Here is an 11,600-nt window from a genome sequence, read left to right as displayed (position 1 = left end):
GCAGCGGCGGCAATCAACAGAGTGACTCGACTCTACGAGTCGATGTAGATAAGGATCCATCAGGGTTGTTATCACAACCGCGTTTCGAGCTTTCTCTTTAATGAGCAATGTTGCGAATTTTAAATGTTATGTTATAACATTATCTTGGTTCGGGCTGACTACGGGTTACTACTGATGATGAAAAGTATGCAGAGTATTTTAGACAAAGTAGCGATCAGCATCTCTTTTCTGTGCATTATCCACTGTCTTCTGTTGCCTGTGCTTCTGTTGATGTTTCCGGTCCTGCTGGCTTTGCCATTGGAAGGAGAGTCTTTTCATCAATTACTGGTCATCCTGATTCTACCAACCAGTCTGATCGCATTGATTGCAGGATGCCGAAAGCATAATCGCAATACGGTGATGGTCTGGGGGATGAGTGGATTATTGATCGTCTTCTTTGCGGCGCTTTTTGGTCACGATACTGTTGGTGAACTTGGGGAGAAAATCTTAACCCTGCTTGGTTCGCTGATGATTGCCTGGGGACATTATAGAAACTTCCACCTATGCCGTTCCAGTGAATGTCACTGAGTGCTCTCTGGCTGGGGTTGTCCAACATGCACCGCCTGTCAGAGGCCATCAAATCTCTGGTTCTCAGCTTGAAATCAAGCGTCTCTGAGAAGGTGATAGTTCCAGTGCAGCTGACTGGTTTTTATCGAAAACCTGTAATCGTTGTGCTTGGGTTATTGATTTCAATGGATCTCTATTCTCATCCACATAGCTGGATTGACCTGCAAACTACACTGTACCTGAACGATGCGGGTCAACTGACGCAAATAATACAGCGATGGGAGTTTGATCCCTATTATTCATCCATCACACTGGCTGATCTGAAAAAAGAATACCCAAATGAAATGGAGGGTCTGCAGTTCAGGGCCGAAGAGATGGTAAGAAATCTTCGGGATTATCATTATTTTTCAGACCTTCGTATTGATGGTTTCAATGTTCCTATGGGTACTCCTAATGAGTATTCATTAAATAATAAACGACGCGAAGCAGAAAATATCCTTGAGCTGGAGATGGCATTTGATTTGGGGGATGGTGTGACTTTGAAACAGTCTACGCTCACTCTACAGGTTTATGATCCCACCTATTATATTGCCATGGCGCATTCCAGTGATGACCACATTCACGTCATCAGTCATAACGCTTTGTCCTGTCAGAAAAAACTGATCACTCCCGAACCTCCCAATGATCTGATCAGCTATGCCTTGAGCCTTGATCGCAATGAAACAAGCAGTAATGGCTTAGGCATCAAATTCGCTGAGACCGTTGAGATCCGTTGTTCATCATTATGAGAGATCAAAATGGCTTCACAATATGTTAATCGCCGTAAATCTCTGCCCAGACAATATGCAGGCCTGATTATTCTCTGTGTGATTTCAATTCTGCTGGTTGCGCTTTACTGGAAGTGTGACGGTGTCATACAAAGTGTGGTGATGCTGCAAAAGCAACTTCATGCGATGCTGGGTGAACACATACGTTCTGTCTCGAAAAATACAGACGATTTTGGCAGTTCTTTAATGGCTTTGAGTTTTGGTTATGGGGTATTTCACGCTATTGGTCCTGGTCATGGTAAGGCCATTATTGTTACCTATCTGACAACTCATAAAGAAAAGGTAACAACCGGCGTTGTTATGTCCTTTTCCGCAGCTCTTATACAGGCGCTGGTGGCTATAGTGCTGGTTAGCCTCCTTTCAGACGTTTTAGATTACCAGTTTTCCGAAGTGCGTCATTATGGGAACGGAGTGGCTCTGGCCAGTTATGTTCTGGTGATCATTCTTGGAGTGATGCTATCGCTAAGTACGGGTTATCGTCTGGTAAAGGCGACATTGTCTCAAAGGAGCGAGCAGCAGAAAATTTCAATCCACCAACACCAACACCAACACCAACACCAACACCAACACCAACACCAACACCAACACCAACACCAACACCAACACCAACACCATCATGGAAGTTGTGGTTGTTCTCACGGGTATGTACCGGATAAAAATAAATCGTTGTGGGAAGCTTTTCTGGTTGTATTGTCCATGGGCATTAGACCATGCTCTGGTGCCATCGTTGTGCTGATCTATGCCCACCTTGTCGGTGTTTACTTCTTCGGGATTATGGCAACTTTGCTGATGGGGTTTGGTACAGGATTGTCTGTTTGTATACTTGCAATCATTGCGCAATATGGGCGTTCATGGCTGGAAAAAATGCTTATAAAAGAGGATGAAGAGAGTTGGTATTCAAGATGGCCATTCACCGAATACGTTCGATTATTGGGAGGAGTGATTTTAATTTTACTGGGGTGGAGTTTCTATAGTGCAGCCTTAAAGGTAGTGGCTAATCATCCGCTGCTTTAGCTGCCAAATGGTGATTTATCGATGAACTGTGAAAATGGAATCGAATACTGCTGGGTGAGTGGATAGGCACTCTAAGGCACAACAATGGGAGCATAGCCATAGCAGTGTGGCTAGAGTTATAACGCAGCAGAGTGGCTGTCCATTTACTCAGAAAATACGATTTCATTTGGTTAACGACTTATCTTTCACAGTAGATTTCCCTGAACGATGGGTTGTGGGCCTCTGTTCCTGGGGGCGAGTGATTCCCAGTGCCTTCATACGGGATATCAACGTTGTTCTGGGTAGTTCAAGATCTCTTGCGGCGGCGGAAAGGTTATATTCCTGTTGTTGAATAGTCTTTTGAATCAGGCTGGTTTCGAACTCAGACAGGCGATTTTTCAATGAACCTTGCCTGTCATCGTGAAAGGAGTGATCGTGCTCTGTCTGCATAACAGGGTGGCTTGCTATCATCTCGACGCGATCAAGGGTTGTCTTATCCTCGGCGAGTAAAAGACTGCGTCGTATAACGTTTTCCAGTTCCCTGACATTACCAGGCCAGTCATGTGCCTCCAGCTGCTTTACTGCGGAGTCACCCAGGCAGGTTATTGATGGTTTCAACTCAGGTCCATATTTCAAGATTACGCATTTTGCGATAACAGCAATGTCCTTAATGCGCTGCCGTAAGGGGGGGATTTCAATGAGACCAACCGCTATTCGGTAATACAGGTCTTCCCGCAGTTTTCCTTTACTGATGGCTTTGTCCGTGATCAGAAAAATTGTCCCCCTGATTTTCATAAAACTGTCCGCTAAAGCCCCAAAACTACCATTTTTATGCCTGATTTATTTCCAAATAAGTGTCCGCTTTTTGCACTTTTGAGCAAATATGTGTCCGAAAAATGTGAAATAAAAATGTCCGGAAATTTGGCAATATAAGTGTCCGTTTTTTAACTGTGTTCTAAATATGATTTTCTTGTGTAAGTCGTATGGAAAAATACTTTTATATTAGCTGATTACGTTTTTTTAGTGGGTAGGAGCAAAGGTACGTAAATTTTCCAAGGGAAACCTCTTTAAGGCATTCCCCTGTAGATGGCTTGTGTTAGAAAAGGTACTGATCTGAATTATTAATAAGTCACTTCTATCACAGGAATCTCCCACTCTTCACACTTATGACTGTTCTGATACTTCTCTTCAGAGTCTTGTCGCAGGCGCTTGACCATGGCTATGATGCGACCTTGTGATTGAATGGTTCTGCCTTGAAGCCAGTCCTGACTTTTCTGTCTGGACAGAGAGATAACGGGTTGGTCTTGATTAAGAAACTCAATGAGAGCCGAGGATTTCCTGATCCCGACAAGGTCGCCGGCATTCATACTGCGAAGGTGCTGGTGAATTGGGTGGTTAGTATCCATCCGACCAGCATAACTTAAGTAGAGGTCTCTCATGCCTAGAAGTGAGTAGTGTTGTGGCACATAGCTCCCTTCTGAACTGCCTTCACGGAATAGACTATTATTCTCGCTGGTTAATGGCAGATGGGGGTTGCTCTGGTCATGTCGGCGAATGATCACTAGCTGTTCCATAGCGCGAGTCATCGCGACATAAAAAAGGCGACGCTCTTCTTCAGTATTGATCTCATGACGTAACTGCCAGCCTCCGTCCAGAATAATGACTACCCTGAACTCCATCCCTTTTGATCCATGGACTGTACCCAGGTGTACACCTTCCCCCAGACGCTGCTCCCTTCGAGTTTCACGCAGGTAGTCCAGGAGTGAAGTGGTGAATGCGGACACAGGCAGCTCTGTATTACCACTTTCGACTGACCAGTTATCCAATATGTCGTAAAGCTTGCTTCGCCATATGGAGTTGCTTAGCTCTAATTCATCAAGCCAAAGTCTCAGTTTTTCCGTATTTGCAAGCTCATGCTGATGCTGATTCAGTTTTGAAAGAGCGAGATGAAACTCCCGCACTCTCGCCAGCGGTATACTTTGACCACTTTCAAGAGGAAGGCTGGTGGGAATGTGATGCTGCTCAAGAGCTGAACGGATATGACTCAGTTCCGGTTTACTGATGCCATTTCTTGCCAGTATGGCGATATCCTGCCATCGAAGGTCATGGATCAACGTTTTGAGTCGGATTATTTCCTGTAGTACCGCCAGTGTTTGGTGAACAAGATTCTCGCTAGAGAGTATGTGAACTTTACCATGCACTATCGGATCCAACTGGGCAAGTAATCCTCCTTCTGGTTGCGCACGACGATTATCATTAATGGCAATGGCATGCTCGGTTTTCATCCGGTCTTTATTATGAGAGATCAGGCTATTGGCGGACTTAATGATATGTTGTGTTGATCGATAGTTCTGTACCAGGTAATGACGCTCAGCCTGATAGTCATCCTCAAACTGTCGAATAAAACGAACATTAGCTTGACGAAAACCATAGATGCTCTGATCGTCATCACCCACAGCCATGATACTGAGCTTATCATCACCATCTTCGAGAGAGCGGCCAGCGATAGCGGAGATCATGTTATATTGCAACTCATCAATATCCTGATATTCATCCACCAGTATATGCTGGAAGCCTGCGAGCAATCGTTCTCTTGCTTGATCTCCGGCAATACCCGGAAGCAGAATCTCACCTCGCAGAAGGGCTGTTGCTTTGGGTATCAATTCGTCAAAGTTAAAGTCTTGTTGTTTTTTCTGGTCGATACTTGCCCCGGTGAGGCGCATGGCCAGTCCATGAAAGGTTTGCACGGTAATTTCTCTGGCTTCATTACCCAGCAACGTTTGCAGGCGTTTACGCAGAGTCAGTGCTGCACTGTGGTTATAACACAGTACCAGGATACTATAGGGGCGCACCCGTTCGATGCGCATTAAATAAGCACAGCGGTGAACGACTACTTTCGTTTTACCAGCACCGGGGCCGGCAAGGACCAGCATGTTTCTATCTGAGGGAGCTTGCACTATGGCCTGCTGCTGCGGGTTGCCAAGATCTTCAACGATTGTCTTCAGGGACTGCTGGCTGGTCGCCAGTTCCAGCAGTTTCTTTCTGTCTCGAAAATATCGGTTCAGGAAGGTCACATTGTCCTGTTCAAAGTAATCCTGTACCAACCTCAACGCAGCGACCATGTTTTCCTGTCCCAGACGCACATACTCATTCATTACATGGACCTGGGTTACTCTGGCTTTGTAGTGGCGTGCCAGCGGGTCATAATCTCCCTTGTTGTAGCGTCGACCCTTTGCTTCATCGTTCATTTTCATGGTCATGGCCTGACGGAAAACTGCCAACCCATGTTGAAGAATGATGATGTTCTGCTCATGAAGAAACAGAAGTCCGCGCTCAATGGCAGGCAGTACCTTGCTTTGATCCACGTTCAGCGTCATGTCCTTACTGATGGCTTCTCGTAATGTTTCTAGAGAGAACTCAACTTTGACTTCACTTTGAGATGACTCTTCACCTTTTTTTAGTGCTGTATACAACACGTCGAGAATCGACTGGGCAAGTGTATGGCGGCGTTCCATGATCTGGGTGAGCGTATTCCAGCTTCTCCCCAGTTTAATGCTGTAGTGATCTTTGTAGATATAGTTGAACTCAAGGCTGCCCCGTGAGCCTGCGAGCCCCTTGCCATCTTCTGACAGACTTTTTAGTAAATTACGCAGTAAATCAGGGTTGCTGTAATCCAGTTGTTTATCCAGCAAATGTTGATTGAGTTTTCTCAAATCCAGCGGCAGGGTATTCTGCTCATGGTCATCCGGGTGCTCCTCCTGCAGAGCTGAAACCATCTGTTGTTCAAGCTCACACAGCTTTTTAAAGCTTGCCCGTGCGTTGTTTCTTCCTTTTGGGCGCAGAAATGCAGTCATCAGCAAGCCACTGGAGACAAGGCCTGCATCCCCCATCTGGTTGAGAATATCCATGACAAGCGTGGTATTGATCTCATTACGCTGATTCTCATCTTTAATCTCCCTGCCAATTTGCTCTGCCAGCAGGTCTGCACTGAGACCCTCGTCAGGGTCAGCATTAATCAGTGCGTTGATGATCAGTTCCCACTGTTTCCGCTTATAAGGAGACAGCTGCAGCTTGTCCAATTTGAGGGCCGCTTCTTCCAATGTGGCGAAGAGCGGTTTGCCTTGAAACACCTGGTTGGCATTTTCATTGCGCTCCATAAAACCGCTTCTTTCCAGCCAGGCTATGGCGCTCTTGACCTTGGTGTCAGCGGATTTATCGTCCAGATTAAACGACGTATTTACATGATCAGAGCGAAGAAGTTCTCCTGTGGTAATGACAACATCCTGTCCCGGCTTTTTTTCAAGCCGTCTTAGTCCTTTCAAAATCTGTTGAATATCCTTAAGTCGGACTTCGGACAAAGCACCCAGCTTGAATTGAGTTTCGATATCCTGCTCGTCAAAAAGCAGAACACACTCAGCAGGTTGTTCATCACGACCGGCTCGACCTGCTTCCTGAAGGTAGTTCTCAAGAGAACCGGGAATGTCTGCATGCACCACAAGGCGGACGTTATCTTTGTCAACGCCCATACCGAAGGCATTGGTTGCGCAAATGATTGGTGGGTGTCCTTCGATGAAATGTTCGAGTACTTCTTTCTTTTTGGCTGCATCGAGCCCGCCATGAAAGTAAGTGGCATCCAGACCTTTTTTAGCCAGAAATGTGGTTAACTCTTCGGTATGTTTGCGGGTGGCGCAGTAAACTACACAGCTCCCTGTTTCAGGGAGTCGTTCTTCAATCAGCTCTGCCACACGAGCATGTTTAGAGGCTTGAGTGACCAGGTGCACTTCATAAGACAGATTGGTTCGTTCAACGCCGCCCTGGAATAATCGGAGCTCCTGATTAATACGATCTCTGAAGTGCTGACATATATCATCAATAACATCGGTTTTTGCAGTCGCGGTATAACAGGCGACAGGGGGAACCGGTAACTTCAGTTGTGCTGATTGCTCCCGAATAAACCGTCCGCAGTACAGGTAATCCGGGCGAAAATCATGCCCCCATTTTGATAAACAGTGGGCTTCATCAAATACCCAACAGCCGATTTCCCGCTGGTTTAATGTATTGATCACCGATTTATTGCGCAGCTGTTCCGGGGAGATATAGAGAATCCCAATGTCCCCCATGCGGACCTGTTCCAGCACGGCTCCGCGTTCGGGAGGTGTCAGCATGCCATAGATCGCACCAACGGCCATAGAGCCGGTTTTCTTTTTAAGGTTATCAACCTGATCTTTCATCAGGGCTTGAAGTGGTGAAATCACCACTGTCAGAAGGCCTCGCCGATGATAACGAACCAGGGCGGGGATTTGGAAACAGATGGATTTGCCGCCCCCGGTGGGAAGAATGCCAAGAAGAGACTGGTCATTCATGCCTTCCTGAACGATATTTCGTTGCAAAGGTGTACCGTCTTTACTTAAGCGGAAGTCTGGATAATTGAAATATTGTTGCAACTGTTTAACGGGATCATGATTTTCTTGGCAGAATGCGCAATCATCATTCCCACAATGGACATCCCTCAGTTGTTTTAACATGGTGGGGATTTCTGGAAAACGATTGCGTACCCAGGGTGGAAGCACCGAGTTTCCAACTGATACTTTCAGCCAGGCAATACAATAGGGCAGCATTGCCCGCATATTCGATTTGGGCAGATAGCGTAATGCAATACGCTTAATCTGTTTTGGGCAGGCTAACCCTTTGCAGAGGTTGATTAATGTCTTAAGAACTTCCCAATCATATTGGTAAGGATCATCTACCAGAGAGTGAAACACTGCTGCCAGCCCGTCACAGTCACTTTCTCCGGATACCACTTTGGCAGTAGTAAAACAGTAGTGGTAAAAGCGTAGAAGGTCTGGTTCAGACTTAGCCATACTCTGGAAGGCTTGATACTGCTCCTGAAAAATGGATAACGCCAGTCGCGCATCAGCCACAGGATCATTAATGGCATCTCGAACCAGCTTGTAGTCTTTGATCAGTCGATGATATGGATTTTTAGGAAAGGCCAGCGGTGATAGAAACAGGGTGTCAATGACAGGCTTTTTCAGGATATCCAGGGATGAATTAATGGCTTTCAGGACAGGAATATCATGGCCAATCAGGTTGTGGCCCAGGAGGAATCGGGAGTTTTGCGAGAATTGATCAAGCTTTGTTAATGTATCCTGCAGTCTGCCTTGATCACATTGCCTGGACTGCCAGCTGCTACCATCAGAGGTCATTGCGCCGATGTGACGAATGTCTCCATATTTAGTGGTCTCAAGATCTAAAGCAATAATGTTCTTTAGCTGTTCAGGCAAGGCAAGTGCGGATGTATCAGGCATATTCTGTCGTCCATTAACCACACGACAGTTTATATAATTCAAGAGGGATTGGTAGTTATATCCACTAAAAAATCCTGATTCCAGTGCGAAGCGATCCCAACCTTGTGACCGTTCTTTTTTATTACCGAATGAACACTGTCAGTAGTGATGAAACTAAAGACGATTGGCTAAAGTTAGAACTTTCTTCTTGGGAGAGTTGAAGTGCAGGTATTAACCCATGATGGCTTTGACGAAAAAACGGTTTTGGATGATGACTCTGGCAAGCATAGTCATTGCCATTTCAGTGATTGGTATTGTCATACTGCTTTTGGTAGACATGTGTGGGAATGAAACGTTTGAAACGATGCTCAGTCCAGATGGAGTTAGGAAGGCTGTTATTTTTCAACGGGATTGCGGAGCCACCACAGACTTCAGTACACAGATTTCAATCATTGGTGGGGCTGATGACTTAGTGAATGAATCAGGCAATATATACATCGTTGCTGGTCATCCAAAAGAGTCCGCACCTGTGATCAGCTGGCAGGGCAATGATGTTCTTATTATTCATCGTGACCTGGATGGTTCTGAGTTTAATGCGGTAACGGTTTTAAAGGGCGATGGCAGAGTAAAGGTTGTCTATGCAGTAGCACCACAGCTAGCAGCATAGACCATCATAAATGGTTATGTTGATTGTGTTTCAGGTGAAACTGGCAAGGGTCAAGGCAAAACCAGCTCTACGCACGACAGACCTACACCTAGTCGTTCTGAAGTGGGTGCTGAAACGAATGCCTCAGGTGAAATCAGGCAGGCTCAAGACACACCTGACTCTACGCATAGCAAGCCTACACGCCGCCGTCTTGCTATGGGAGCTGAAGCAGTAGGGTTATCTCATATATTGAACTGCTTGTTAAGTGGGTATTTTTGTCGAGTTATATCGTTAATGTGACTCTATAACAGAACTTAATCAGTACCTAAGTTGAAAAGCCTAGCGTTGGGCTGCTTTTGCGCCTCTCGGGTTTGCTGCCAAATAAAGTCGTTCTCAATCATGTTGGTAAAGGATTTTACATCAAACCCACTGGGGTAGAGTGTCTGAGAGATAGATGGTCCTTCGTAGCCTGGGATGGGAGACCCAACAAGAAGATGAGCCTCGTCTTTTAACGCTATTAGAATTTCCTGCATTGAGACCTTGAGTGCTCCTGAGAATAACTCATGATCGCACTCAATCGTTGTATCAACAATCCAGTGATGGAATTGAAGCTTAGACGTGTCACTAATATTGAGGGTTTGAAAATCATCCGGTTGCTGAACCAGTAAAGTTTGTACTGCCTCCGCTTTTCGCTGAACCTGCTCACCGGCTTTTCTGAGAGTGCGTGTTTTATATTGCCAAATGCTTTTGGCAGAACTTCGCAGGTATGTGGATTTCACTTCAATAACCAATAGGTGAGAATCTTTATAACAAATCAGGTCGATCTCACCGGGATTCGTAGTTAAGGAAGGTGCAGGTTGAAATCCTGTCATTACCCTGAAACCGGCTTTTTTAAACGCTTGAGCCAAGTTTTCTTCGATCTGCCCAGTTTCACTTCTGGCTTCATCTCGGTGTGAACCGACTCGTCTCAGGTTATTGATAGCCGCTGTCGAGTTATTTTGGAAGGCTATAATCCATGGCACCTGAAAGGCGTACTCTCCCATTCTAAGAAATGGGCGTTCATTTAGCTCAGGTATCCTGGTTCCCGGGTTGTCTTTTGCCTCTTTAGCCAGTTTGCCAAGGTCGGCTGTCCAGAAATCAAGAATGGCTTTTGCCGCCTGTATACTGCCTTTGGGGTGCTCTTTACTGACGGTCCATCCAAGGATATTTCTGGCTTTGTCCTCTTCGTTAGACCAGGTAAATGGAAGGCGATTTTGCATACCCTCTACCAGCCCGTTGAAGGCCAGCATGGTTAAGGCTTCATTCCACTCCATGCCCTGGTCGAGGCTTTCATGAAAAGGCTCAACGTAGTCCTCCTTGAAAAAGGCCGACATGAGATGGCTGGCCAGTAATGCCTGATAAGTATCAACCTTGAGTCCGTTGTCAGTGGTGATGGCATCGCTAATACCGTATATTTCCTGCAACTCAAAAGTGCCGGATAGCGCTTTTATCACGCACATCGCATTGGATTCATGGTTTTCTGGTCTGCCGATTATCTGTTTAGACATCTCGGAGGCTTCGAAAGCTTGCCAGCCCCGATTAAACCAATAGCCATGTAGGGTGAGCAATTTATTGTTGCCTTCCAGCCACTTTTCTTTGGCTGTTGGATCAATAACGTCCAGTATTGCTGAACCATCGACTACGCTGAATTTGGAAGTATCGTCGAAACAGAAGGCATCAACACTTTCCGACAAAAAACGATCCAGTTCCAGTTGGGCATAAAATAGCTCAAAGAATGCTTTGTATCGTTCAAATGCCCTGGGCGCGTGGCCGGTTCGACTTGGAAAGAGAATTGGTGACAGGTGTGTCTTTAATGTTTTTCCGATAGCCCTCTCGGTGGGCCTGAGAGATATCAGTTTCGATGTTTGAAGTGATCGCTGAAGAATTCTCCCCATGGACTTCCATAAAGTTTGCTGGCCAACACGATCACCGGCTATCTCGAGATCACCTTGCATTAGTTGATCGAAGGCAAAAAGGCTGGAATAGCAAAGTATCTCCAGAGGCTCAAGTTTACTCAAGGGCTGCCATTTTTCATCAACCAGCTTTTTTCGATCGCGGTGTGCTTCCAGAAAAACTTGCCGGAGTTCCAGTAATTCAGCAAAGCATTCGTTCTGTTCTTCATTGATGGCTTGCAGTTCTTGCCAACGGATTGATTGCTTATCAAGAATAATGCCCGAGTAACGCACGCTGCGAACAATAACTTTCGGGGAAACGCTGGCTACCCGGGTAAGCAATATGTAACTATTCAGCACCCTTCATATA

At 45.8% G+C, this 11,600-nt stretch carries 7 protein-coding genes; 4 read left to right on the top strand and 3 right to left on the bottom strand.

What is annotated here, in order from left to right:
• The first annotated feature begins 174 nt into the window (after nucleotides 1-174).
• Genes ACOCLE_RS09365 through ACOCLE_RS09355 form a run of 3 tightly spaced genes read left to right on the top strand, consistent with a single transcriptional unit; the run spans nucleotide 175 to nucleotide 2,387 of the window.
• Nucleotides 175-567, top strand: a complete 393-nt coding sequence (locus ACOCLE_RS09365) for a MerC domain-containing protein (RefSeq protein ID WP_419536481.1) — start codon at nucleotides 175-177, stop codon at nucleotides 565-567.
• A 26-nt stretch (nucleotides 568-593) separates the two neighbouring features.
• Nucleotides 594-1,334, top strand: a complete 741-nt coding sequence (locus ACOCLE_RS09360; RefSeq protein ID WP_419536480.1) for a DUF1007 family protein — start codon at nucleotides 594-596, stop codon at nucleotides 1,332-1,334.
• A gap of 9 nt (nucleotides 1,335-1,343) precedes the next feature.
• Nucleotides 1,344-2,387 (top strand): nickel/cobalt transporter, encoded by a 1,044-nt coding sequence (locus ACOCLE_RS09355; protein WP_419536479.1) that lies wholly within the window; start codon nucleotides 1,344-1,346, stop codon nucleotides 2,385-2,387.
• Between the two features lie 162 nt (nucleotides 2,388-2,549).
• On the opposite strand, the gene ACOCLE_RS09350 is transcribed toward ACOCLE_RS09355, so the two are convergent.
• Together ACOCLE_RS09350 and ACOCLE_RS09345 are read right to left on the bottom strand one after the other, a co-directional pair.
• Nucleotides 2,550-3,161, bottom strand: coding sequence for a helix-turn-helix domain-containing protein (locus tag ACOCLE_RS09350; protein ID WP_419536478.1), 612 nt, complete (start codon nucleotides 3,159-3,161; stop codon nucleotides 2,550-2,552).
• A gap of 326 nt (nucleotides 3,162-3,487) precedes the next feature.
• Complete coding sequence (locus ACOCLE_RS09345; protein WP_419536477.1) at nucleotides 3,488-8,674, bottom strand: RecQ family ATP-dependent DNA helicase; 5,187 nt, start codon at nucleotides 8,672-8,674, stop codon at nucleotides 3,488-3,490.
• Nucleotides 8,675-8,891: 217 nt separating this feature from the next.
• Between ACOCLE_RS09345 and ACOCLE_RS09340 the strand changes: the two genes are divergently transcribed.
• Entirely contained in the window at nucleotides 8,892-9,320 is a 429-nt protein-coding gene (locus tag ACOCLE_RS09340; protein WP_419536476.1) for a DUF5412 family protein, read from the top strand.
• Between the two features lie 293 nt (nucleotides 9,321-9,613).
• Here the strand turns inward: ACOCLE_RS09340 and ACOCLE_RS09335 are convergent, their stop codons facing one another.
• A complete protein-coding gene (locus ACOCLE_RS09335; protein ID WP_419536475.1) occupies nucleotides 9,614-11,590 on the bottom strand; it encodes an NERD domain-containing protein in 1,977 nt (658 codons plus the stop codon).
• Nucleotides 11,591-11,600: the final 10 nt, after the last annotated feature.

Origin of the sequence: Endozoicomonas sp. (genome assembly GCF_965196975.1) — a bacterium.
In the GTDB taxonomy this organism is placed as follows: Bacteria; Pseudomonadota; Gammaproteobacteria; order Pseudomonadales; family Endozoicomonadaceae; genus Endozoicomonas.
The sequence above is the reverse complement of the archived record's forward strand: the minus strand, read 5'-3'. Positions and strand labels throughout refer to the sequence as shown.

What these genes read in the sequence shown, in the direction of transcription:
- ACOCLE_RS09365 (WP_419536481.1), top strand. Translation starts at nt 175, where the DNA reads ATGATGAAAAGTATGCAGAGTATTTTAGACAAAGTAGCGATCAGCATC.
- ACOCLE_RS09360 (WP_419536480.1), top strand. Translation starts at nt 594, where the DNA reads ATGCACCGCCTGTCAGAGGCCATCAAATCTCTGGTTCTCAGCTTGAAA.
- ACOCLE_RS09355 (WP_419536479.1), top strand. Translation starts at nt 1,344, where the DNA reads ATGGCTTCACAATATGTTAATCGCCGTAAATCTCTGCCCAGACAATAT.
- ACOCLE_RS09350 (WP_419536478.1), bottom strand. Translation starts at nt 3,161, where the DNA reads ATGAAAATCAGGGGGACAATTTTTCTGATCACGGACAAAGCCATCAGT.
- ACOCLE_RS09345 (WP_419536477.1), bottom strand. Translation starts at nt 8,674, where the DNA reads ATGCCTGATACATCCGCACTTGCCTTGCCTGAACAGCTAAAGAACATT.
- ACOCLE_RS09340 (WP_419536476.1), top strand. Translation starts at nt 8,892, where the DNA reads ATGATGGCTTTGACGAAAAAACGGTTTTGGATGATGACTCTGGCAAGC.